General features: G+C 72.6%; 22 protein-coding genes. 11 read left to right on the top strand and 11 right to left on the bottom strand.

Going from position 1 to position 21,697, the window contains the following annotated elements:
- Positions 1–27: 27 nt before the first annotated feature.
- The gene (locus BLW78_RS22595) at positions 28–501 is read left to right on the top strand and encodes a phospholipase A2 family protein (RefSeq protein ID WP_091682230.1); all 474 of its coding nucleotides are present in this window, start codon (positions 28–30) and stop codon (positions 499–501) included.
- A 48-nt stretch (positions 502–549) separates the two neighbouring features.
- Here the strand turns inward: BLW78_RS22595 and BLW78_RS22590 are convergent, their stop codons facing one another.
- Both BLW78_RS22590 and BLW78_RS22585 read right to left on the bottom strand, forming a co-directional pair.
- Positions 550–2,478: a propionyl-CoA synthetase gene (locus BLW78_RS22590; RefSeq protein WP_091682228.1), complete on the bottom strand. Its 1,929-nt coding sequence runs from the start codon at positions 2,476–2,478 to the stop codon at positions 550–552.
- A 205-nt stretch (positions 2,479–2,683) separates the two neighbouring features.
- A complete protein-coding gene (locus tag BLW78_RS22585; protein WP_091682226.1) occupies positions 2,684–2,866 on the bottom strand; it encodes a YdcH family protein in 183 nt (60 codons plus the stop codon).
- 131 nt (positions 2,867–2,997) lie between these two features.
- On the opposite strand from BLW78_RS22585, the gene BLW78_RS22580 reads away from it, so the two are divergent.
- From BLW78_RS22580 to BLW78_RS22565, 4 genes are all read left to right on the top strand, one after another.
- Positions 2,998–3,258: a YdcH family protein gene (locus BLW78_RS22580; RefSeq protein WP_244527029.1), complete on the top strand. Its 261-nt coding sequence runs from the start codon at positions 2,998–3,000 to the stop codon at positions 3,256–3,258.
- Between the two features lie 78 nt (positions 3,259–3,336).
- On the top strand, positions 3,337–3,837 hold the full coding sequence (purE, locus tag BLW78_RS22575) for a 5-(carboxyamino)imidazole ribonucleotide mutase (RefSeq protein ID WP_091682223.1): 501 nt from the start codon (positions 3,337–3,339) through the stop codon (positions 3,835–3,837).
- Positions 3,834–4,946: a 5-(carboxyamino)imidazole ribonucleotide synthase gene (locus tag BLW78_RS22570; protein ID WP_091682221.1), complete on the top strand. Its 1,113-nt coding sequence runs from the start codon at positions 3,834–3,836 to the stop codon at positions 4,944–4,946. Before purE ends, BLW78_RS22570 begins: the two co-directional genes overlap by 4 nt.
- A gap of 332 nt (positions 4,947–5,278) precedes the next feature.
- Complete coding sequence (locus tag BLW78_RS22565; RefSeq protein WP_020092402.1) at positions 5,279–6,151, top strand: tetratricopeptide repeat protein; 873 nt, start codon at positions 5,279–5,281, stop codon at positions 6,149–6,151.
- Between the two features lie 108 nt (positions 6,152–6,259).
- On the opposite strand, the gene BLW78_RS22560 is transcribed toward BLW78_RS22565, so the two are convergent.
- From BLW78_RS22560 to BLW78_RS22545, 4 genes are all read right to left on the bottom strand, one after another.
- The gene (locus tag BLW78_RS22560) at positions 6,260–7,414 is read right to left on the bottom strand and encodes an acyl-CoA dehydrogenase family protein (RefSeq protein ID WP_091682220.1); all 1,155 of its coding nucleotides are present in this window, start codon (positions 7,412–7,414) and stop codon (positions 6,260–6,262) included.
- A 74-nt stretch (positions 7,415–7,488) separates the two neighbouring features.
- Complete coding sequence (locus BLW78_RS22555) at positions 7,489–8,685, bottom strand: acyl-CoA dehydrogenase family protein (protein WP_091682218.1); 1,197 nt, start codon at positions 8,683–8,685, stop codon at positions 7,489–7,491.
- 4 nt (positions 8,686–8,689) lie between these two features.
- A complete protein-coding gene (locus BLW78_RS22550; protein ID WP_091682216.1) occupies positions 8,690–9,877 on the bottom strand; it encodes an acetyl-CoA C-acyltransferase in 1,188 nt (395 codons plus the stop codon).
- Positions 9,878–9,891: 14 nt separating this feature from the next.
- Positions 9,892–11,961 (bottom strand): 3-hydroxyacyl-CoA dehydrogenase NAD-binding domain-containing protein, encoded by a 2,070-nt coding sequence (locus BLW78_RS22545; protein ID WP_091682214.1) that lies wholly within the window; start codon positions 11,959–11,961, stop codon positions 9,892–9,894.
- A gap of 337 nt (positions 11,962–12,298) precedes the next feature.
- On the opposite strand from BLW78_RS22545, the gene BLW78_RS22540 reads away from it, so the two are divergent.
- From BLW78_RS22540 to BLW78_RS22525, 4 genes are read left to right on the top strand one after another with little or no spacing between them, the layout of a single operon-like run.
- A complete protein-coding gene (locus tag BLW78_RS22540) occupies positions 12,299–13,327 on the top strand; it encodes an NAD(P)H-dependent flavin oxidoreductase (protein WP_170855220.1) in 1,029 nt (342 codons plus the stop codon).
- The gene (locus BLW78_RS22535) at positions 13,324–14,061 is read left to right on the top strand and encodes an enoyl-CoA hydratase-related protein (protein ID WP_020092396.1); all 738 of its coding nucleotides are present in this window, start codon (positions 13,324–13,326) and stop codon (positions 14,059–14,061) included. The genes BLW78_RS22540 and BLW78_RS22535 overlap by 4 nt, the downstream gene beginning before the upstream one ends.
- Positions 14,058–14,927, top strand: a complete 870-nt coding sequence (locus BLW78_RS22530) for an IclR family transcriptional regulator (RefSeq protein WP_244527028.1) — start codon at positions 14,058–14,060, stop codon at positions 14,925–14,927. Before BLW78_RS22535 ends, BLW78_RS22530 begins: the two co-directional genes overlap by 4 nt.
- 11 nt (positions 14,928–14,938) lie before the next feature.
- Positions 14,939–16,147: a CaiB/BaiF CoA transferase family protein gene (locus BLW78_RS22525; RefSeq protein WP_091682211.1), complete on the top strand. Its 1,209-nt coding sequence runs from the start codon at positions 14,939–14,941 to the stop codon at positions 16,145–16,147.
- 31 nt (positions 16,148–16,178) lie between these two features.
- Here BLW78_RS22525 and BLW78_RS22520 read toward each other — a convergent pair whose 3' ends face one another.
- Together BLW78_RS22520 and BLW78_RS22515 are read right to left on the bottom strand one after the other, a co-directional pair.
- Positions 16,179–16,556, bottom strand: a complete 378-nt coding sequence (locus tag BLW78_RS22520; RefSeq protein ID WP_020092393.1) for a PH domain-containing protein — start codon at positions 16,554–16,556, stop codon at positions 16,179–16,181.
- 74 nt (positions 16,557–16,630) lie between these two features.
- Positions 16,631–17,086: an Rrf2 family transcriptional regulator gene (locus BLW78_RS22515; protein WP_210186896.1), complete on the bottom strand. Its 456-nt coding sequence runs from the start codon at positions 17,084–17,086 to the stop codon at positions 16,631–16,633.
- An 88-nt stretch (positions 17,087–17,174) separates the two neighbouring features.
- Here BLW78_RS22515 and BLW78_RS22510 point away from each other — a divergent pair, with 88 nt between their 5' ends.
- On the top strand, positions 17,175–17,954 hold the full coding sequence (locus BLW78_RS22510) for a class I SAM-dependent methyltransferase (protein WP_091682208.1): 780 nt from the start codon (positions 17,175–17,177) through the stop codon (positions 17,952–17,954).
- 27 nt (positions 17,955–17,981) lie between these two features.
- On the opposite strand, the gene BLW78_RS22505 is transcribed toward BLW78_RS22510, so the two are convergent.
- Together BLW78_RS22505 and BLW78_RS22500 are read right to left on the bottom strand one after the other, a co-directional pair.
- Positions 17,982–19,010: a GDP-mannose 4,6-dehydratase gene (locus BLW78_RS22505; RefSeq protein WP_091682206.1), complete on the bottom strand. Its 1,029-nt coding sequence runs from the start codon at positions 19,008–19,010 to the stop codon at positions 17,982–17,984.
- A gap of 26 nt (positions 19,011–19,036) precedes the next feature.
- Positions 19,037–20,275, bottom strand: a complete 1,239-nt coding sequence (locus BLW78_RS22500) for a complex I NDUFA9 subunit family protein (RefSeq protein ID WP_091682205.1) — start codon at positions 20,273–20,275, stop codon at positions 19,037–19,039.
- 271 nt (positions 20,276–20,546) lie between these two features.
- Here BLW78_RS22500 and BLW78_RS22495 point away from each other — a divergent pair, with 271 nt between their 5' ends.
- The gene (locus tag BLW78_RS22495) at positions 20,547–20,729 is read left to right on the top strand and encodes a hypothetical protein (protein ID WP_020092388.1); all 183 of its coding nucleotides are present in this window, start codon (positions 20,547–20,549) and stop codon (positions 20,727–20,729) included.
- Between the two features lie 9 nt (positions 20,730–20,738).
- On the opposite strand, the gene BLW78_RS22490 is transcribed toward BLW78_RS22495, so the two are convergent.
- On the bottom strand, positions 20,739–21,680 hold the full coding sequence (locus BLW78_RS22490) for an MBL fold metallo-hydrolase (RefSeq protein WP_020092387.1): 942 nt from the start codon (positions 21,678–21,680) through the stop codon (positions 20,739–20,741).
- Positions 21,681–21,697 lie beyond the last annotated feature (17 nt).

The raw sequence follows: 21,697 nt of genomic DNA, 5'->3' as shown, positions 1-21,697 counted from the left end.
GAGGGGGCGAGATCGCCCGAGGTCCAGATGATGCTCACCAGACTCGCCGTCCCGCTCGCCCTGGCCGCCGGCTGCGCCGCCCTCGCGGCCACGGCGCAGGCCCAGCCCGCCGCCTTCGGTGGGCCGAAGATGCTGATCCACGGGAATTACTGCGGACCGGGCAACAACGCGCCCCTCCCGCCGATCGACGCCCTCGATGCCGCCTGCGCCCGCCACGACGCCTGCACGCCGAACGGCGGCCTGCCGACGGAGGCCTGCAATCTCCGCCTGCAGCGGGAGGCCGCGCTGATCTCCCGCGACCCCCGTCAGCCGGACGATGTCCGGTCCCTCGCCGGCCTCGTGGCCGCCACCGCGACGCTGATCCCCTCCGAGCCGAACGCCCGGCGCGTCCCGGCCTCGGTCACCACGGGTCCGACCGCGGGGACCTACGCGCCCGCCCTGACGCAGCCGGCGCCGACGGTCGATATCGACACCGACGACGACGGCGCCGACGCGGATTGAGGCGGGCCGCGATCGCCCGTCAACTCGCAAGCGGCGCGGTCCGGCACCCTACCGGTCCGCGCCGATCCCCCGATCCTTCAGGCTGTCGCCGATCTCGTCGAGGGCCGCCGCGTCGTCGATCGTCGCCGGCATCGTCCAGGGCTCGTGATCGGCGATGCGCTTCATTGTGGCCCGCAGGATCTTGCCCGATCGGGTCTTTGGCAGCCGCGGCACGGTCAGCGCCAGCTTGAAGGCCGCCACCGGGCCGATCTCGTCCCGCACCTTGGCGACGAGTTCCCGCTCGATCGTCTCGGTCGGCCGGGCGACGCCGGCCTTCAGCACCACGAACCCGCAGGGCACCTCTCCCTTCAGCGCGTCGCGGATGCCGATGACCGCGCATTCCGCCACGTCCGGGTGGCTCGCCAGCACCGCCTCCATGCCGCCGGTGGACAGACGGTGGCCCGCGACGTTGATGATGTCGTCGGTCCGTCCCAGGACCGTGATGTAGCCGTCGGCGTCGATCACCCCGGCATCCGACGTGTCGTAGTAGCCCGGGAAGGTGGCGAGGTAGCTCGACCGCATCCGGTCGTCCGAGCCCCAGAGGGTCGGCAGGCAGCCGGGCGGCAGGGGCAGGCGGATCGCGATGGTGCCCATGGTCCCCGCCGGAACCGGCTTCCCGCCCTCGTCCAGGACTTCGACCCGGTAACCCGGCATCGGCACGCAGGTGCTGCCGTGCTTCACCGGCAGGAGGCCGAGGCCCATCGGGTTGCCGGCGATCGGCCAGCCGGTCTCGGTCTGCCACCAGTGGTCGACGACCGGTCGGCCCAATACGCGCTCGGCCCAGGCGACCGAGTCGGGGTCAGCTCGCTCGCCCGCCAGGAACAGGCTGCGGAAGGCCGAGAGGTCGTGATCGGCGATCCGGGCGCCCTTCGAATCCTCCTTCTTGATTGCCCGCAGGGCCGTGGGCGCGGTGAACAGGCAGACCACCCCGTACTCGGCGACCACCCGCCAGAAGGCACCGGCATCGGGCGTGCCGACAGGTTTTCCCTCGTAGAGGACCGTGATGCAGCCATGCAGGAGCGGCGCGTAGACGATGTAGGAATGACCGACGACCCAGCCGATGTCGGAGGCGCAGAAGTAGGTCTCGCCGGGCTGGACGCCGTAGAGGTTCGGCATCGACCAGGCCAGGGCGACGAGGTAGCCGCCGGTATCGCGGACCACGCCCTTCGGCTTCCCGGTCGTGCCGGAGGTGTAGAGGACGTAGAGCGGGTCGGTGGCGGCGACCGGCACGCACGCCGCGCTCCGCCCCGCCGTCCGGGCGGCCGCGACGGTCTCACCCCAGTCGCGATCCCGGTCCGCGACGAGGGTCGCGGGCCCTTGCGGGCGCTGGAGGATCAGGCAGGCCTCCGGCTTGTGCCGCGAGGCCGCGATCGCCGCGTCGAGGAGCGGCTTGTAGGCGACCACGCGGTTCGGCTCGATCCCGCAGGAGGCGGCGAGCAGCACCTTCGGCGCCGCGTCCTCGATCCGCACCGCCAGCTCGTTGGCCGCGAAGCCGCCGAACACCACCGAGTGGACCGCGCCGAGCCGGGCGCAGGCCAGCATGCCGAACAGCGCCTCGGGCACCATCGGCATGTACAGGATCACCCGGTCGCCCTTGCCGACGCCGAGGTCGGCCAGCACGGCGGCCAGCACCGCCACCTCGTCGCGCAGCGCCCGGTAGGTGATGCTGCGCTTGGTCCCGGTCACGGGCGAGTCGTAGCGGATCGCCACCTGATCCGCCCGGGCCCCGTCCGCGTGGCGGTCCACCGCGTTGTGGCAGGCGTTCAGGGTGCCGTCCGGGAACCAGCGTCCGTAGGGGCCGGAATCCGGCGCGAAGGCCCGCTCCGGCGCCCGCGCCCAGTCGAGGGCCCGCGCCGCACCGAGCCAGAACGCCTCGGGGTCGCGGCAGGCCGATTCGTAGATCTCCGGGTAGCGGCCCGGCAGGCTGGCTCTCGTCATCGGTTGGGCGTTTCCTCGCGGACCGCTCTCCGGCGGCGGGCCGCAGAGTAGCCCATTCTCGCGCGCACGGGAGTGGCCACGGGAGGGAGTGGCCACGGGCGTGACGGCCGCGGCTCGGTGCCCCCCATGAGAAAACCGCCGCACCGGGGCTCCCGATGCGGCGGTCGTCAGCTTGAATTCGCTATCAGATTGGACGTCTCAGGCGTCAGTGCAACGTGTCGTTGCCCGCCTGAAGCTTGTTGATCTCGTCCTTGAGGAGGAGTTTCCGTCGCTTCATCTCGGCGATGTGGAGGTCGTTCGCCGAAGGTCTGTGGATCGCTTCCTGAATCTCGCGCTCGAGGGCTTCGTGCTTCCGGGCGAGTTGGTTCAGATGCGTCTGCAGCGACATGAGTCGAATCTCCTGTCATCGTTTCGACACAACGAGATTGGCACAGGATGCCGGACCTGTCGAAGCGTTTTCTGCTGCTAAGTCTGATGATTGCTTACCGCGCCGCCTTGTCCGGCGCCGGAGCGTGACGCATGCTCTCGGGCGACGAACGGTCTTCGGGTTCTCAGGTGACGATGGCGGACGAGGCGGGTGAGGGTGCGCAGTCGGACCTCCAGGGCGAGCTGGCGCGGCTGCGCGAGGAGCACCGGGATCTCGACAGCGCCATCGAGGCGCTGGAGCGCAGCGTCGCCGGCGATCAACTCCAGATCCAGCGCCTGAAGAAGCGCAAGCTCACGCTGCGCGACCGCATCTATCACATCGAGGACGCGCTCACGCCGGACATCATCGCCTGATGCCGGTGGACGCCCTCCGGCCCCGCCTTGCCGCGGGCCCGCGCCGCCTGTAAGCGCCCTCTTTTGCCGGGATCAACGATGGCGTCGCCTCCTCCGGTCGCGATCATCATGGGCAGCCAGTCCGACTGGGCGACCATGCGTCATGCCGCCGAGACGCTCGACGCGCTCGGCGTACCGTACGACGCGCGCATCGTGTCGGCCCACCGCACGCCGGACCGGCTCGTCGCCTTCGCCAAGGGCGCGGTCGCGGCCGGCCTCAAGGTGGTGATCGCCGGTGCGGGCGGCGCCGCGCACCTGCCCGGCATGGCGGCCGCGATGACCCGCCTGCCGGTCTTCGGCGTGCCGGTGGAGTCGAAGGCCCTCTCCGGCCAGGACAGCCTGCTCTCCATCGTCCAGATGCCGGCGGGCATCCCGGTCGGGACCCTGGCGATCGGCCGGGCCGGGGCGGCGAACGCGGCCCTGCTCGCCGCCGCCGTCCTGGCGCTGACCGACCCGGGCTTGGCGGAGCGCCTTGAGGCGTGGCGCGCGGCCCAGAGCGCCTCGGTGGCCGAACGGCCGGTGACGGAAGAGAACGCGTGACGGACAAGATCCTCGGCCCCGGCTCCACCCTCGGCATCGTCGGTGGGGGCCAGCTCGGGCGCATGATCGCGCTCGCGGCGGCCGATTACGGCCTCAAGGCGCATGTCTACGCGCCCGACGCGGACAGCCCCGCCTTCGACGTGGCCGCCCGGACCACCTGCGCGGCCTACGACGACGCCGCGGCGCTGGCGGATTTCGCCCGCGGCGTCGACGTCGTGACCTACGAGTTCGAGAACATCCCGCACGCCACCGCCGACGTCCTCGCCCGGCACGCCGCCCTGCATCCGAACGCGCGCGCGCTCTCGACCACGCAGGACCGGCTCTCCGAGAAGGAGTTCATCAACGGCCTGGGCATCCCGACGGCGCCGTTCCGGGCGGTGGACACGCCCGACGACCTCGACCGGGCGATCGAGGTGATCGGCCTGCCGGCCGTGCTCAAGACCCGCCGCTTCGGCTACGACGGCAAGGGGCAGCGCATGCTCCGCGAGCGGGCCGAGGGCGACCGCAACGCCCTGTTCGCCGAGTTCGGCGGCGCGCCGCTGATCCTGGAGGGCTTCGTGCCGTTCGAGCGCGAGGTCTCGGTGGTGGGCGCGCGCGGGCGCGACGGCAGCTTCGCGGCCTACGATCTCTGCGAGAACGAGCACCGCGACCACATCCTCGCGCTGACCCGGGTGCCGGCGCCCGGCGTGTCCGCCGAGACGGGTCGCGCCGCCGTCGAGATCGCCCGGCGGATCGCCGACGCCCTCGACTATGTCGGCGTGCTCGCCGTCGAGATGTTCCTCGTCCGCGAGGACGGGGCGGAGCGGCTGGTGGTCAACGAGATCGCGCCCCGGGTGCACAATTCCGGCCACTGGACCAGCGAGGGCGCGCTGACCTCGCAGTTCGCCCAGCACGTCCGCGCCGTCTGCGGCTGGCCGCTGGGCGATGCGGGCCGGGTCGGGGGCCTGCCCGTCGAGATGCGCAACCTGATCGGCGCCCAGGCCGACGACTGGCACGCCCTGCTGGCCGAGCCCGGCGCCCACCTGCACCTGTACGGCAAGGGCGAGGCGCGCCCCGGCCGCAAGATGGGCCACGTCACGCGCCTCGGGCCGGGTCCGACCGGATCCTGAGGCTTCGAGGGCACACCCGCGTCGCCGCGTGATCGCCGGAGGGCCGTCCGCGGCCCCGCGGAACGGTCGAGCCATACCTTCGCCACATCCCGCCGCTTCCACGACAGTGTGGTCGGTTCCGTATGCTGTCGCTCGAACCCGCCCGCACCGCTCGGTCCCGCCGGGACCGGCGGGGGCCGGATCACGACGCGGCGCTTCTTAAGCCGGCCTTCACCGTGATGCGCGACGGTGCCCCGAACTCGGGCGTGCCCGGCGCTCGGCGCGGGCTCTTGGACTGTGAGGGGCGGGGCGGGCGCGCGCGGAGCGGGCGACGCCTCGGGGAGAGTGGGGCAATGAACGTACGCAACCGGCTGGGACGGAAGACGGCACTGATCGGCGCGGCCTTGGTCTCGGCTGCCGGCCTCGCGGGCTGCGAGACCGTCGGCAGCGCGGCCGGTCCGCGGCAATACGCGGTCCTGGAGAAGGACACGACCGGCGCCACGAACGTCAACATCGCCTCCCTGACCGAGGTCGTGCAGCGCAACCCGAACGACGCGGCGGCCTACAACACCCGCGGCGCCGCCTACGCCCGCGCCGGCCAGTTCAACGACGCCATCGGCGACTTCACCAAGGCGATCCAGCTCGATCCGAACTCCGCCTCCGCCTACAACAACCGCGCCCTGGCGAACCGCCAGATCGGCCGCGACGGCCCGGCGCTGCAGGACTTCTCCAAGGCGATCGGGATCGATCCGAATTACGGGCCGGCCTATATCGGCCGGGCCAATGTCGAGCGCGCGCAGGGCAACCTCGACCAGGCGCTGAACGACCTCAACGTCGCGATCCGCCTGAGCCCCGAATCCGCGCAGGCGTACCATGCCCGCGGCCTCGTGAAGCAGAAGCAGGGCCAGGACACCCAGGCGATCGCCGATTTCGACGCCGCCATCGACCGCGACCCGTTCGTGGCCGCGCCCTACGCGGCCCGCGGCCAGAGCCTGATCGCGACCAACCAGTACGCGAAGGCGATCGAGGACTACAACGCCGCGCTCAACGTGAACGCCAAGGACGCCACCTCCTGGGCCTATCGGGGCCTCGCCTACGAGAAGCAGGGCCAGCGCAAGGAGGCGATGGAGAACTACCAGCGCGCCTCGACGATCGACCCCAACAACACCGTCGCGCGGGCCGGCCTCGGCCGCGTTCAGGGCGGTGTCGGCACGCTGTTCAACTGATCGCTCCGTCATCGCGCGCGGAGCGGAGAGACGAAGGGCAGCGCGACACGTTCCGCCGCCGGATCGCTCCGCTCCGCGCGCGGAGACGGTGCCAGCGCCTGAGGCGAACTACGCCGCCAGCAGGCCATTCTCGTCCTGCGTGATCCGGCGCAGGTGGTGGGCGGTGTCGCCGAGCTGGTACTCGATCATGGCGAGCCGCTTGAAGTGGTGGGCGCCGATATACTCGAGCGTCATGCCGATGCCGCCGTGGAGCTGCACCGCCTCCTGGCCGACGTAGCGGCAGGCCTTGTTGATCTGCACCTTCACGGCCGACAGGGCCGCCGCCCGCGCGCGCGGCTCGGGTGTGTCCACCATCATGGCGGCGTAGAGCGCCATGGAGCGGGCCTGCTCCAGCTGGATCAGCATGTCGACGGCCCGGTGCTGCAGCGCCTGGAACGAGCCGACGCTGACGCCGAACTGCTTGCGGGTCTTGAGGTACTCCACCGTGAGCTTGTGGAGCGCGTCCATGGAGCCGACCGCCTCGGCGGCGAGCGCCGCGATCCCGTGCTCCACCACCCGCTCTAGGAGCGGCAGGCCGCCCTCCGGGTCGCCGAGCGCGGCGTCGGCCGGGAGCGTCGCGTCTGAGAAGGACACCTCGGCGGCCCGGCCGCCGTCCTGGGTCGGGTAGGCCTCGATGGCGACGCCCGCCGCGTCGGTCGGGACGAGGAACAGGCCGATCCCGCTCGGGTCGCGCCGCTCGCCCGAGACGCGGGCCGAGACCACCATCAGGCCGGCCGCGTCGGCATTGGGCACGACGCTCTTCGCCCCGCTCAGCACGTAGCCGTCGCCGCTGCGACGGGCGGTCGTCGCCACGTCGGCGAGGTCGTAGCGGGACTGGCGCTCGGTGTGGGCGAGGGTCAGGCGGAGGTCGCCGGCGACGAGTCCCGGGACGAGGCGCTCCCGCTGCGCGGCGCTGCCGCCGAGCCGCAGGGCCGTCGAGCCCAGCACGAGGCTCGCGAGCACGGGCTCGACCACGAGGTTGCGGCCCACCGCCTCCATGACCAGCATGGTCTCGACCGGGCCGCCGCCGAGGCCGCCCTCGTCCTCGGAGAAGGGCAGGCCGGCGACGCCGAGTTCCGCGAAGGCCGCCCAGCCGTCCTCGGGGAAGCCGAGGGGCGCCTTGAGGCGCGCCTGCCGGCTCTCCAGCGACGGGTAGAGGTCGGCGGCCAGCCGCTCGACGCTGTCGCGCAGGAGCGACTGGTCCTCGTTCAGGTCGAAATCCATGGTGTTCCCTCGCGGAAATCGTCGGAGGCGCCCGGCACCTCAGGATGAGGGGGAGGACGGGACGAGGCGACCGCTCACAACCCCAGGATGCCCTTGGCGATGACGTTGTGCTGGATCTCGTTCGAGCCGCCGTAGATCGAGACCTTGCGGTTGTTGAAGTAGCTCGGCGCCGCCGCGTCGACCCAGTCGAAGCCGCCGGGCAGGTTGTTGGCCCCGGCCCCGCGCGCGGGTGCCGCCAGGGCGAAGGGCCCGGCGAGCTCCACCAGCAATTCTGTCGCCGCCTGCTGGAGCTGCGAGCCGCGGATCTTGAGCAGCGACGAGGCCGGGTCCGGCTCCACCGAATCCGCCCTTCCCTGCTTGGCCGCCACCCGCATCTGGGTGATCTCCAGGGCCTTCAGCTCGACCTCGACCTCCGCGACGCGGGCGCGGAAGGCGGGATCGTCCCACATCGTGCCGGACCCGGCCGGCATCTCGCGGGCCAGCCGCTTGATGCGGGCGATCCGCTCCTTGGTCAGCCCGATCCGGGCGATGCCGGTGCGCTCGTTGGCGAGCAGGAATTTCGCGTAGTCCCAGCCCCGGTTCTCCTCGCCGACGAGGTTCTCGACGGGCACGCGGACGGAATCGAAGAAGACCTCGTTGACCTCGTGCCGCCCCTCCAGCGTCAGGATCGGCCGCACGGTGATCCCGGGCGTCGTCATGTCGATGAGCAGGAAGGAGATGCCGCGCTGCTTCTTGGCCTCGAAATCGGTGCGGACCAGGCAGAAGATCCAGTCGGCGTGCTGGCCGAGCGTCGTCCAGGTCTTCTGGCCGTCCACGACGTAGTGGTCGCCGTCGCGCACCGCCCTGGTTTTCAGCGAGGCGAGGTCCGAGCCGGCGCCGGGCTCGGAGAAGCCCTGGCACCACCAGTCGTCGAGGTTGGCGGCGCGCGGCAGGAAGCGCGCCTTCTGGTCCTGCCGCCCGAAGGTCGCCAGCACCGGGCCGAACATGTAGCAGTTGAATTGCTGGGGCAGCGGCACCGCCGCCTGGAACAGCTCCTCGGTGTAGATGTAGCGCTGGATCGGGGTCCAGTCCCGGCCTCCCCATTCCTGCGGCCAGTGCGGCACCGCCCAGCCCTTGGCGTTGAGGATTCGCTGGCTCGTGACGTAGTCCTCCTTCGAGAGACTGCGCCCCTCCGAGACCTTCTTCCGGATCTCCGCCGGGATTTCCGTCCTGCAGAAGGTCCGGACCTCGTCGCGGAACGCGATCTCGTCGTCGGTGAAGCGCAGGTCCATCGGCTCAGCTCCGGGCGATCTCGAACAGGCCGGCGCAGCCCTGGCCGCCGGCGACGCACATGGTCACGACGGCGTAGCGCGCGCCGCGGCGGCGGCCCTCCAGCAGGGCGTGGCCCACGAGCCGCGCTCCCGACATGCCGAACGGGTGGCCGACCGCGATGGCGCCGCCGTTGACGTTGACCCTCGCAGGGTCGATCCCGAGCGTGTCGCGGCAATAGACCGACTGGGACGCGAAGGCCTCGTTCAACTCCCACAGGTCGATGTCGGCGACGCGCAGGCCCTGTCGCTCCAGGAGCCGCGGCACCGCGAAGACCGGGCCGATGCCCATCTCGTCCGGCCCGCAGCCCGCGGAGGCGAAGCCCCGGAAAGTGCCGAGTGGCGTGAGGCCCCGCCGCGCCGCCTCGTCGGCCGACATCAGCACGCTGGCCGAGGCGCCGTCCGAGAGCTGGCTGGCATTGCCCGCCGTGATGTAGGCCCTCTCCCCGCGCACGGGCTTGAGCCTGGCGAGACCCTCCAGATTCGTGTCCGGGCGGTTGCCCTCGTCATTGGCGAGCCGCGTCTCGACCTCCCGGGTCTCGCCGGTGGCCTTGTCGGTCACCGCCATGACGGCACTCATCGGGACGATCTCGTCGTCGAACAGCCCGCGTTCCTGCGCCGCCGCGGTCCGTCGCTGGCTCTCCAGGGCGAAGTGGTCCTGCGCCTCCCGGGAGATCCGATAGCGCTCCGCCACGATGTCGGCGGTCTCGACCATCGGCATGTAGATCGCCGGCAGGTGCGCCTCCAGCCACGCGTTGCGGGTCAGCTCCCGCTGGACCTTCGGCTGGACGAGGCTGATCGACTCGACGCCGCCGGCTACCGCCACCGGCACGCCGTCGAGGATGATCCGGCGCGCCGCGCTGGCGATCGCCTCCAGGCCCGAGGCGCAGAAGCGCGAGACGGTGACGCCGGCCGACTCGACCGGGATCCCCGCCACCAGGGCGGCGTGGCGGGCGACGTTGCCGCCCGTGGCGTTCTCGGGATAGCCGCAGCCGAGCACCACCTCCTCGACGGCCGCGGGCTCCAGGGACGCCCGGTCCAGGGCGCCGCGGATCGCGTGGGCCGCGAGGTCGGCGCCGCGGGTGAGGTTCAGCGCGCCGCGATGCGCCTTGCCGATGGGCGTGCGGGCAGTCGAGACGATCACCGCGTCGGTCATGATCGCTCTCCCGCTCAGGCGTTCTTCAGGCCGGCGAAGCTGCCGCCCTCGGCGGCGAGCTTCTTGAGGAGCGGCGCCGGCTCCTGGCTGTCGTCGCCGGTCTCGGCCGCGAAGCGCGACAAGGCTTCGGCGACGGTCTTCAATCCGACCGTGTCGGCCCAGTGCATCGGGCCGCCGCGCCAGGCGGGCCAATTGTAGCCGTTGATCCAGATCGTATCGATGTCGCCGGGCCGGGCCGCGATGCCCTCCTCCAGGATCCGCGCGCCCTCGTTGACCATCGGGTACATGAGCCGCGCGACGATCTCGTCGGCCGTGAAGCTGCGGCGCGCGACGCCGTGCTCGGCGGCGACGCGCGCGATCAGCGCCTCCACCTCCGGGTCGCGCGTGCCGGCGCGGGCGCCGTCCGGGTACAGATAGAAGCCGCGGCCGGTCTTCTGGCCGAACCGGCCCTGCTCGGCGAGCGAGTCCGCCACCGGCGCCCGGCCGCCGAAATCCTTGCGCGAGCGCCAGCCGATATCGAGCCCCGCGAGGTCGCTCATGGCGAAGGAGCCCATCCGGAAGCCGAACCCGGTCACCGCCGCGTCGACCTCGTGCGGCAGCGCGCCCTCGAGCAGCAGCCGCTCGCCGGCCCGGCTGCGGCGCTCCAGCATGCGGTTGCCCACGAAGCCGAAGCAGACCCCCACCGTCACCGGCAGCTTGTTGAGGCGCTTGCCCAGGTCGAGGGCGGTGGCGAGGACGTCCGGCGCGGTTTTCTCCGCACGGACCACCTCCACGAGGCGCATGACGTTGGCCGGGCTGAAGAAGTGCAGGCCGAGCACGTCCTGCGGCCGGTTGGTCACCGCCGCGATGGCGTTCACGTCGAGGTAGGAGGTGTTGGTGGCCAGGATCGCGCCGGGCTTGGCGACCTGGTCGAGTTTGGTGAAGATCTCGCGCTTGACGCCCAAGTCCTCGAAGGCCGCCTCGACGACGATGTCGGCCTCCCCGGCGTTCTCCAGGCCGAGCGCCCCCGTGATCCGGCCGACCCGCTCGTCGCGCTGGGCCTCGGTGATCGAGCCGCGCTTGGCCGAGCCGGCGTAGAGCCCCCTCACCCGGTCGAGGCCGCGCGCCAGGGCGCCCTCTTCCGTCTCGATCACCGTCACGGGGATCCCGGCATTGGCGAAGCACATGGCGATGCCGCCGCCCATCGTGCCGGCGCCGATCACCGCGGCCGTGCGGACGGGGCGGCGCGGCGTGTCCTTCGGCAGGCCGGGCACCCGGCCGGCCTCGCGCTCGGCGAAGAAGGCGTAGCGCAGGGCCTTCGAGCGCGGATCCTCCACCAGGGCGCGGAACTCGGCCCGCTCCACCGCCACGGCGGCATCGAAATCCTGCTCCAGGCCGGCGCGCACCGCCCGCGCCAGGGCGTGGACGTTGGTGGCGTCTTGATCGCGCTTGACGGCCTCCGCGGCCTGCGCCTCGAAGCTCTCCCGCGCTCCCGGCGTCAGCGTCTCGGACCGGTCGCGCACCCGCGGCAGGGCGCCGGAATCGGCGAGTTCCAGCGCCCGCTTGCGGGCCTCCGCGACGAGGTCGCCGAGCACCACGGCGTCCACGATGCCCAGCGCCGCCGCCTTCTCGGCGGAGACCGGCTCGCCGGTGAGCATCATCGCGAAGGCGGCGTCGGGCCCGATCAGGCGAGGAAGGCGCTGCGTGCCCCCCGCCCCCGGGATGATCCCGAGCTTGATCTCCGGCAGGCCGATCCGCGCCGACGGGGCCGCGACGCGGCCGTGGCAGGCCATCGCCAGCTCCAGGCCGCCGCCGAGGGCCGCGCCGCCGATCGCCGCCACCACCGGCTTTGGGCTGGCATCGAGCCGGTCCAGGATGTCCGGCAGGCTCGGCGGGTGCTGCGGCTTGCCGAACTCGCCGATATCGGCGCCGCCGATGAACACCTTGCCCTCCGCGGCCAGGACGACGGCCCGGACCGACGCGTCCGCGATGGCGTTCGTCAGGGCCTCGTCGAGGACCGCCCGCAGCGCGGCGCCCAGCGCGTTGACCGGCGGGTTGGCGAGCGTGAGCACGGCCACGCCGCCGTCGACCTCCTGACGAACCACCCGATACTCCCTGTTGTTCTGCAATGCAGAATAAGTGTCCGCATTTCGGCGGGATGTTGGTCCGAGTGTCCGCCAGCGTCAAGGACGGGCGAGGTCTGTCATCGGAGTGCGACCAACTGTTCTGCAATGCAGAAAAGTGCCGCCTCGGCCGTTTGACCCGCGGCCCGGGGCCATGCCATCACAACGGCCCTGAACGAGACTCGGTTGCGGACGCCGCCCGGCGCGCGAAGGCCGGGCCGCCGGAGGCACGGGGGAGGATCGCGGTGCGCGGCAAGGATCGGGGCGAGCGGCCCGGGGGCGCCTGTCCGGCGCGGGTTCCGGCAGCGGGGAGCGGGCGGTGAGCGACGGTCCCGAGCGCGACCCGGGCGGGCGCCTGCCCGAGATCCTGCGCGGCCGGCTCGCCCTGCCGGTGATCTGCGCCCCGATGTTCATCGTCTCCGGCCCGGAACTGGTCATCGCCCAGTGCCTGTCCGGGGTCGTCGGCTCCTTCCCCGCGCTGAATGCCCGGCCGGCCGAACTCCTCGACGCGTGGCTCGCGCGGATCACGCAGACGCTCGCGGAGGCCCGCGCCGCCGACCCGTCGCGGAAGATCGCGCCGTTCGCGGTGAACCAGATCGTCCACGCCTCCAACGACCGGCTGGCGCAGGATGTCGAGGCCTGCGTGCGGCACCGGGTGCCGATCATCATCACCTCCCTGCGGGCGCCGGACGCGGTGATCCGCCCGGTCCACGCCTATGGCGGGGTGGTGTTCCACGACGTCACCAACGTCCGCCACGCCGAGAAGGCGCTGGAGGCCGGCGTCGACGGGCTGATCCTGGTCTGCGCCGGGGCGGGCGGCCACGCGGGGACACTGAGCCCCTTCGCCCTGGTGGGCGAGATCCGGCGGTTCTACGACGGGCCGCTGATCCTGTCGGGGGCGATCACCTCGGGCTCCGCGATTCTGGCGGCCCAGGCCATGGGTGCCGACCTCGCCTACATGGGCACCCGCTTCATCGCCACCCGGGAGGCGAACGCGGCGGCGGCCTACAAGGACATGATCGCCGGCAGCGCGGCCGCCGACATCCTCTACACCCCCTACTTCACCGGCGTTCCGGGCAATTACCTGACGCCGAGCATCCGCGCCGCCGGGCTCGATCCCGAGGCCCTGCCGGTGCGCGACAAGACCGCGATGGACTTTGGCAGCGCCAGCGTGAAGGCGTGGCGCGACGTCTGGGGCGCCGGCCAGGGTGTCGGCACCATCGCGGACGCGCCGGCGACCGCCGACCTCGTCGCCCGGCTCGCCCGGGAATACGCGGCGGCGCGGGCGCGGACGGCCGGCCAGTCCGCGGACTACGTTGCGGACCGCGACGGCGGTGCCGTTCCGTGAGCGTCCGCCTCGCCGATCCGGAGCCCGGGATCCGGCTCGTCACGATCGACCGGCCGGACCGGCGCAACGCCCTCGACCGGGCGACCTACGCGGGCCTGACCGACGCCCTGGAGGCCGCGGGACGGGACGCGGAGGTGCGCGCCCTGGTCCTCACCGGCGCGGGCGGATGCTTCACCGCCGGCAACGATCTCAAGGATTTCCAGGACGTCGAGACCGGGGGCGACAGTCCCGGCCTCACCTTCCTCAAGGCCCTGCGCGCCTGCCCGCTCCCGGTCGTGGCCGCCGTGGAGGGCCACGCGGTCGGCATCGGCACGACGCTGCTGCTCCACTGCGACCTCGCCTACGCGGGGGACGGGGCACGGTTCCGCCTGCCCTTCACGGCCCTGGGCCTCAGCCCGGAGGGCGGGTCGAGCTACCTTTTGCCCCTGGTGGCGGGATCGAAGCGCGCCGCCGAGCTGCTGATGCTCGGCGAGCCCTTCACGGCCGCGGACGCCGCCGCGGCCGGCCTGATCAACGCCGCCGTCCCGGCCGGGACGGCCCTGGAGACCGCGCTCGCCAAGGCGCGCGCGCTCGCCGTCCTGCCCCGGGTCTCGATCGCCGCCACCAAGCAGGCGCTGCGGCGCGGCCACGACGACAGCGTCGCCCGCGCGCTCGACGCCGAGGCGGAGGTCTTCCACGCTCTCCGCCGCGGTCCGGCGGCGCAGGCGGCCTTCGCGGCGTTCCTGCGCCGATGAGCGGGCGGATGGAGGTGGAGGCCGGCCCGCGCGCCGGATCCGACATCGGGCTCGACACCGCCGAGCCCGACGTGGCCGAGCCCGACGCGGCCGGCGCCGGCGCGAAGGAGGACCGGCACTTCGTCACGGCCCTGGCCCGGGGGCTGTCGGTGCTCGCCTGCTTCGGCCCGGGGCGCACGAGCCTCGCCAACCACGACATCGCGGAGGCCTGCGGCCTGCCGCGCTCCACCGTGTCGCGGCTGACCTACACGCTGACCAAGCTCGGCTACCTGCAGCACATGGCCGAGCTCGGCCGCTACCGGCTCGGCACCGCCACCATCGCGCTGAGCTCGGCCGCCCTGGGCGGCCTCGACGTCCGCGCCATCGCCCGGCCGGTGCTGCGCGCGGTCGCGGAGGCGGCCAACGCCTCGGTCGGCCTCGGGGTGCGGGACCGGCTCAGCATGCGCTACGTCGACTGCCAGCGCGGCCCGGCGGCGATCTCGCTCAACCTCGACACCGGCTCGCGCATCTCGCTGGCCCGCAGCGCCATGGGCCGCGCCTACGTGGCGGTCTGCCCGGACCGGGAGCGCGCGGGCATCTACGAGGACCTGAAGGCGCTGGATCCCGTGGCCTGGCCGGTGCTGCGCGCCGGCCTCGACCGCGCGGTGGAGGAGCACCGGGAACTCGGCTGCTGCACCTCGTTCGGCGAGTGGCAGGAGACGGTCTGCGCCATCGCGGTGGGGTTCCATCCCGGCGGCGGGCTGCCGCCCATGTCGGTCAATTGCGGTGCCCCCACCGTCATCACCGACGCGCGCTTCCTCCTGGAGGTGGCGCGCCCGAGACTGATCGACGCCGTGCGCAGCCTCGACGGCGTCATGGGAGCCTGAGGACCATCGCGATGGATGCCGTTGCCGACCTGCCGCTCGCCGGAATCCGCGTCCTCGACCTGTCCCGGGTCCTGGCCGGGCCCTGGTGCGCGCAGGTGCTGGGCGATCTCGGCGCCGACGTGATCAAGGTGGAGCACCCGGAGCGCGGCGACGACACCCGCGACTGGGGCGTGCCGACGAGCCCCGGCAACACCTCGTATTTCGACAGCGTGAACCGCAACAAGCGCTCGATCGGCGTCGACCTCGCCACGCCGGAGGGGCTGGCGATCGTCAAGGCGCTCGCCCGCGAGAGCGACGTGCTGGTCCAGAACTTCAAGACCGGCGGGGCCGAGAAGCTCGGCCTCGGCTACGCGGACCTGTCGGCGGAGAATTCCGGCCTGATCTACTGCTCGATCGCCGGCTACAGCTCCGACGGCTCCGAGGCCGGCCGGCCCGGCTACGACCTCGTGGTCCAGGGCGAATCCGGCGTGATGGCGCTCAACGGCGAGGCCGGGGGACCGCCCCTCAAGTTCGGGGTCGCGGCGGTCGACCTGTTCACCGGCCAGTTCGCCGCCCAGGCGGTGCTGGCGGCTCTGTACCAGCGGGAGCGGACCGGGCGCGGCCGGACCGTCGACCTCGCCCTGTTCGACTGCGGCGTGGCGCTGACCTCCTATTACGGCCTGGAGGCGCTCGCCCGGGGGATCGATCCGCCCCGCTACGGCAACGCCCACCCGTCGATCGTGCCCTACGGGGTGTTCGAGGCCGGCGACGGGCCGGTGGTGATCACGGTCGGCAACAACGGGCAGTACCGCCGCTTCTGCGAGCAGGTGCTGGAGCGGCCGGACTGGGTTGCCGACTCGCGCTTCGCCACCAACCTCGACCGGTCGCGCAACCGCGCCGCCTTCATCCCCGTGCTCGAGGCCGAGCTCGCCAAGTGGGAGCGCGCGCCGCTGATCGCCCGGCTCCGGGCGGCGGGCATCCCCTGCGGCGAGGTGATGGGCCTGCGCGAGGCGCTCACCTGCGACCGCGCCCGGGAAGCCGGGCTGGTGGTCGCGGCACCGGAGGCGGCCTCCGCGAACGCCCACGTCATCGCCCCGCCCTACCGGCTCGACGGTCGCCGGCTGCCGGTGCGCCGCATGCCGCCGGGCCTCGGGGATTCGAGCGCCGAGATCCTGGCGGAACAGCTGGAGTATCCCGAGGACGCGCGCGACGCGCTGCGGGCCAAGGGCGTGGTCCGGTAGGCTGCCGCCGCCCGCCGGCGCGCGCCCCGGGCTAGCGCAGCACGCCCTCGGCGAGGGCCCGCTGGATGCCCCGGACATCCGCGCCCTTCTTCAAGGTCCGCTGGATCGGCTCCGCCGCCCCCGAGACCCAGATCTTCAACTCGGCGTCGAGGTCGAACGTGCCGGCGGTCTCGACCGAGAAACGCACGATCGCGCGGTACGGCACCGACAGGAACTCGACCTTGCTGCCGGTCACGCCCTGGACGTCGATCAGGATGACGCGGCGCTCGGTGAACACGAACACGTCCCGGATGATCTTGAAGGCGAGCCGCGCCGTCTCGCCCTCGATCAGGATGCCGTCGAGCCGGCGCTCCAGGGAGGCCGCGTCGACGGCCGAGCCGTGTCCGAGCAATCCGTCCAGTAGGCCCATGGCCGCTCATCTCATGCTGGTCCGCGTCGATGCCGAGGATGGCGCCTGAGCGTCGCCGCGGCAACCGCCCGCCGTCAGGCGCAGGTCGAGGCGTCCGACGGCCCTTCGGGCCGGCACCGGGCGTCGAAGCTTCGCGCGAGTTCGGCGAGGCTGACGGAACCGAGCCGCGCGACCAGGAGCGCCTCGGCCTCGCGCAGCGTGTCCTCGACCGCCGCGTTGACGACCTTCTCGACCGCGCAGGCCGGGTTCGCGCGATCGCTGCCGATCGCGAAGATGCGGGGGCCGCCGACCGCGCGGTGGACGTCGAGCAGCGAGACCGCGTTCAGGTCCGCCGCGATGGACCATCCGCCGCCGTGCCCCTTCTCGGATTTCACGTAGCCCGCGTTCCGGAGCCCGGCCATCGTCCGCCGGACGACCACCGGGTTCGTCCCGAGCATCCGCCCGATCGCTTCGGACGTCATCGGTCCGTCGTGGCGGGCCATGTGAAGCAGCACATGGAGCGTCCGGGAGAGGCGGCTGTCGGTGCGCACCCGCCGATCCATCACACCGGGCCCGGGATTGGCAACCGCGCCCGATCACGATACTTATCAAGTTACATGATGGAGCGGAGCTGAAGCATTGCGCGAGTTCGAGGACCCCGATCGGTGGGACAAGGTCGCCGAGCACTACGCGACGACCGCCCACCCGTTCACCGCGCGCTTCGCGGAGGCGGCGCTCGCGCGGGTGCCGCTGACCGGGCGATGCCGCGTCCTCGACGTCGCGGCCGGCACCGGTGCCCTGGCGCTGGCCGCGGCGCGGTCGGGGGCGCGGGTCCTCGCGGTCGACTTCGCGCCCGGCATGGTCGCGCGCATCGCCGGCGCGGGCCTGCCCAACGTCGACGCGCGGGTCATGGACGGCCAAGCCCTCGACCTGCCCGACGGCGGCTTCGACGCGGTGTTCTCGATCTTCGGGGTGATCCTGTTCCCCGACTGGCGGAAGGGCCTCGCCGAGATGGCGCGCGTGACGCGGCCCGGGGGACTGGGCGTCGTGGCGACCTGGCAGGACCAGGGCGCGGCGACGTTCCTGCTGCTCGGCGAGATCCGCCGCCGGCTGTTCCCCGAGCGCGAGAGCCGGGCGATGCCCGACGGGGTGCGGGCGCTCGGCGATCCGGCCGGCTTCACCCGGGAACTGGTCGCGGCCGGGTACGCGGCCCCGCGGATCGACCGGGTGACCTTCGACTACGTGCTCGACGTCGCCCTGCTCGACGACCCCGACACAGTGTTCGGCCTGTCGCCGGACTGGGTCGACCTGAGCGCGGATGACCGGGCCGCGGTGGTCGCGGAGGGGCGGCGCATGGCGGGCGGTCGACCCGTCCTGCCGATCCCCTCCACCGCGCTGATCGGCGTCGCGGAGCGCTGAGCGCCGCTTCGCGCGAGAGCCAGCGTCTCAGCGGGTCTCGCGCACGTCCGCGAGCCGCGCCCGCGCATCGTCCAGAACCCGGGTCAGGGCCGCGTCCCACGAGACCCGCGGCTGCCAGCCGGTGGCGGCGTGGAGGTGACCGGCATCGCCCGCGGCCAGGGGGATCTCGGTCGGCCGTACCCGCTCCGGGGCGATGCGGATCTCGAACGGGACCCGGGCCCGCGCGCGTAGGTCCTCGAGGACGCTGGCGATCGTCCGCGGCTGGCCCGAACTGATGTTGAACACGCTCCCGTCCGCGAGGGAGTCCGCGCGGCCGATCAGGTCGGCGTAGGCGCTCGCCACGTCGGCGACGTCGAGGAAGTCGCGGTAGGAGGAGAGGTTGCCGACCTCCAGGCAGGGCGGGACGAGGCCGGCCTCGATCCGGGCGATCTGTCCCGCGAAGGAGGCCACGACGAAGCGCTCGTCCTGGCCGGGACCGATATGATTGAACGGCCGCAGCACGACGAGCTTCACGCCGATGCGGGGCAGCAGATCGCGGAGCAGCTGCTCGCCGACCCATTTCGACCGGGCGTAGGTGTTGCGCGGCAGGGGCTCGACCGCCTCGCTGAGGGCGTGGCCGGCGAGGAACGCGCTGCCGTAGACCTCGCCGGTACTGACGAAGAAGAATGTGCAGCCCGGCACCGCCTCCACCGCGGCCACGAGGTTCATCAGGCCGTTGACGTTGACCCGCCACGTCTGGCCCGGGCCGCTCGCGGAATCCGCCACCGAGGCGAGGCCCGCCAGATGCAGGATCGCGGTTGGCCGGAACCGCGCCACGAAGCCGCCGAGCGTGACCTCGTCGAGGAGGTCGATCGCCGCGTAGGTGACGCCCTCCGGCAGGCGCGGCGACCGCCCCCGCCCGATCCCGGCCACGCAGTCGCCCGCCCGCACCGCCGACCCCGCCGTCGCCCCCGCCAGGAGCGGCAGGACGTGGCCGCCCACGAAACCGGCCGCCCCGGTGACGAGGACGCGCCGCGGGACCGGGCCGCCGGACCCGTGGAGAGAGGGTGCGCTCACGGCGCGATCCGGGCGAGGAGCGTCACCTAGCCCGGGTTCCGGGTTCCCCAGCGCACGCCCATGCTGCCCTGCCCGGCCCCCGGCGAGCTGCCGGCATCGGCGCCGATCGCCGGGCCGGAGGCGGTCTTCGGCCGGTGCTGCGATCCGGCCGCCAGGGGCTGCGACGCCAGCGTGTCGGGCACCTCGGACAGGACTTCCTCGTCGCGATCGGTGGCGAACTGGCCCGCCTTGCGGAAGGTCCAGAGATAGCCCGGCACCACCGCCTCCGCGGCGGTCGGCGTGATCCCGATCCCCTCGAAGGTCCGGCCCTCGGCCTTGGCGGCCTCCGAGACGACGTTGTCGTTCTGGAGCAGCGTGACCTGATCGCGGGTCAGCTTCAGCGAATCCGGCAGCAGGCCGAAGGTCAGCGTGTCGGCGATCTCCAGCATGCGGGCCTGGAGCTTGGCCGCCGGCACGGGCAGGTCCACGACGACCCGCTTCCGCCGGATCGTCTTCAGCATGTAGCGCACGAAATGCTCCAGCGTGCCCACCTCCGGGCCGCCGAGCTCGTAGACCTTGCCGGGCGCCAGGGTGCCGTCGACCGCGCGGGCGATCGCCTCGGCGACGTCGCCCACGAAGGCCGGCTGGAAGCGGGACTGGCCGCCGGTCAGCGGCAGGACCGGGAGCGCCCGGGCGAGGCCGGCGAAGCGGTTGAAGAAGCTGTCACCCGGCCCGAAGATCAGCGAGGGCCGGAACACGACCGCGTCCGGGCAGGCGGCGAAGACCCGCGCCTCGCCCTCCGCCTTGGTGCGCGCGTAGAGCGACGGCGAGGCCGGATCGGCGCCGATCGCCGAGACCTGGATCATCCGGGCGCCCTGGCGCGCCGCGGCGCGGGCGATCGCCTCGGCCCCGTCGACCTGCAGCCGCGCGAAGCTCTGGGAGCCGGTCTCCTGCAGGATGCCGACGAGGTTGATCAGCACGTCCGACCGCTCGGCGGCCCGGGCCACCGAGTCCGGGTAGCGCAGGTTCGCCTGGACGGCGACGATCTGGTTGACCTTCCCGAGCGGCTGCAGGAACAGCGCGAGGTCCGGCCGGCGCACTGCGACGCGGATCCGGTAGCCGCGCTTGGCCAGCGCCCGCACCACGTGCCGGCCCAGGAAGCCGGAGCCGCCGTAGATGGTCACGAGCTGGTCCTGCGGGCGCAGGGGGCCCGGGGCGGCGGCGGAATGCGTCTGCTCGCTGGTGTGCGCCGTCGCGGACGCCGTCGTGTTGTCTTGGCCGCTCATCGCCGTGGTCTCGAGCTCCTCGCGCGCCTCGGGGCGCCGTCAGGCGGCCTACTTAGCCTAACTTCGGCGCGATGGGAGCCGCCGAATGCGCCGCCGCGCCATTCCGGTGAACAGCGCGGGGCGGATGATCGCGGCCGAGGGACCGCGCGCCGGCTCGCGGCAGGCTGATCACGGGGCTGGAACGGGTGCCGCCGCCGTGCATTCTTCCCCACCATACGGCCCTGCCGAATCGCGCGGATGGGACGCGCCGGGGACTTCGATGATTGTAGGGATGCTCGTTTCCGCGGCGATCGCGGTGCTCGGTCTGCTGGTGGCGCTCGGGTACGTCGGCCACCCGATCGACGCGCAGCTCGTCAGCAACTACGGCTGGAGCATCCTGATCATCGGCGTCGCGCTGTTCGTGCTGTTCACCTGGGCCCGGTACAGCCGGACGCGCCGGCGGCGCTCCGTCTGACGCCCGGCCTCAGGCGACCTTGATTCGGCGGCGCATCTCTCGCGCCACGGCCGGGCGCGCGCTCGGCCGGCCGCTCACCGCCCGCGGGGCGCCGACGATGAGGCTCTGGCGCTCGCGCGCGATGAACGCCGTCGGCATCTCGGCCTGGAGGTCGGCCTCCATGTCGCGCAGCGCCGTGTCGGAATGGGCCGGGTGCAGGTGGATGATCCCGAGCGCCTTCACGCCGGCGTTCCGGGCGAGCTCCACGCCCTTCTGCCAGGTCGAGTGCCCCCAGCCCCGGCAGGTCGGATATTCCCCGTCGGTGAACATGCCGTCGTAGACCATCAGGTCGGCGTCGGCGACGAAGGCGGCGAGCTCCGGATCCGGCCACGGGTCGCTGTGCTCGATGTCGCTGATCAAGCACAGGCGTCGGCCGCCGTGCTCGAACCGATAGCCGACCGATCCCTGCGGATGGTTCAGCAGGATCGTGGCGACGCGCGTGCCGTCCGGGAAGGCCAGGGTCTGACCCGCCTCGAAGCCGTGGTGGTGGAAGGTGCAGCACAGCTTGTCGAGCGTAACCGGGAAGAGCGGCGGCGCGAACAGGCGGTCGAGGGTCGGCCCGGCCGATTCGCCGCCGAGGTTGCCGCAATAGGTGTTGATCACCCGGTCGGGATCGAGGACCGCCGGCTTGAAGAAGGGCAGACCCGCGGTGTGGTCGAGATGCAGGTGGCTGAACAGCAGGTCGACTTCCTGGGGCAGATCGGTCCGGTGACCCTGCCCGAGGTTGTAGATGCCCGAGCCCGCGTCGACGATGAACATGCGCTGGCCGCACCGCACCTCGATGCAGGGCGTGCTGCCGCCGAACTCGGCGTATTGCGGGCCGCTGACGGGCGTCGAGCCGCGGACGCCCCAGAAGCGCAGTGCGAGGTCCTGGTCGGCCGCCAGGATGGTCGGCTCGGAACTGTTCGACATGGCGATCACGAATCCGC

It is taken from the genome of Methylobacterium sp. 275MFSha3.1 (assembly GCF_900108435.1).
Lineage (GTDB): Bacteria > Pseudomonadota > Alphaproteobacteria > Rhizobiales > Beijerinckiaceae > Methylobacterium.
This window is presented reverse-complemented; position numbering and strand designations above follow the sequence as displayed.

Excerpts from the sequence above, each read along its gene's own strand:
- BLW78_RS22560 (WP_091682220.1), bottom strand. The coding sequence starts at position 7,414 with ATGGATTTCGACCTGAACGAGGACCAGTCGCTCCTGCGCGACAGCGTC.
- BLW78_RS22580 (WP_244527029.1), top strand. The coding sequence starts at position 2,998 with ATGCTCTCGGGCGACGAACGGTCTTCGGGTTCTCAGGTGACGATGGCG.
- purE (WP_091682223.1), top strand. The coding sequence starts at position 3,337 with ATGGCGTCGCCTCCTCCGGTCGCGATCATCATGGGCAGCCAGTCCGAC.
- BLW78_RS22595 (WP_091682230.1), top strand. The coding sequence starts at position 28 with ATGATGCTCACCAGACTCGCCGTCCCGCTCGCCCTGGCCGCCGGCTGC.
- BLW78_RS22585 (WP_091682226.1), bottom strand. The coding sequence starts at position 2,866 with ATGTCGCTGCAGACGCATCTGAACCAACTCGCCCGGAAGCACGAAGCC.
- BLW78_RS22590 (WP_091682228.1), bottom strand. The coding sequence starts at position 2,478 with ATGACGAGAGCCAGCCTGCCGGGCCGCTACCCGGAGATCTACGAATCG.
- BLW78_RS22555 (WP_091682218.1), bottom strand. The coding sequence starts at position 8,685 with ATGGACCTGCGCTTCACCGACGACGAGATCGCGTTCCGCGACGAGGTC.
- BLW78_RS22500 (WP_091682205.1), bottom strand. The coding sequence starts at position 20,275 with ATGAGCGGCCAAGACAACACGACGGCGTCCGCGACGGCGCACACCAGC.
- BLW78_RS22525 (WP_091682211.1), top strand. The coding sequence starts at position 14,939 with ATGGATGCCGTTGCCGACCTGCCGCTCGCCGGAATCCGCGTCCTCGAC.
- BLW78_RS22565 (WP_020092402.1), top strand. The coding sequence starts at position 5,279 with ATGAACGTACGCAACCGGCTGGGACGGAAGACGGCACTGATCGGCGCG.
- BLW78_RS22530 (WP_244527028.1), top strand. The coding sequence starts at position 14,058 with ATGAGCGGGCGGATGGAGGTGGAGGCCGGCCCGCGCGCCGGATCCGAC.
- BLW78_RS22495 (WP_020092388.1), top strand. The coding sequence starts at position 20,547 with ATGCTCGTTTCCGCGGCGATCGCGGTGCTCGGTCTGCTGGTGGCGCTC.
- BLW78_RS22490 (WP_020092387.1), bottom strand. The coding sequence starts at position 21,680 with ATGTCGAACAGTTCCGAGCCGACCATCCTGGCGGCCGACCAGGACCTC.
- BLW78_RS22550 (WP_091682216.1), bottom strand. The coding sequence starts at position 9,877 with ATGACCGACGCGGTGATCGTCTCGACTGCCCGCACGCCCATCGGCAAG.
- BLW78_RS22520 (WP_020092393.1), bottom strand. The coding sequence starts at position 16,556 with ATGGGCCTACTGGACGGATTGCTCGGACACGGCTCGGCCGTCGACGCG.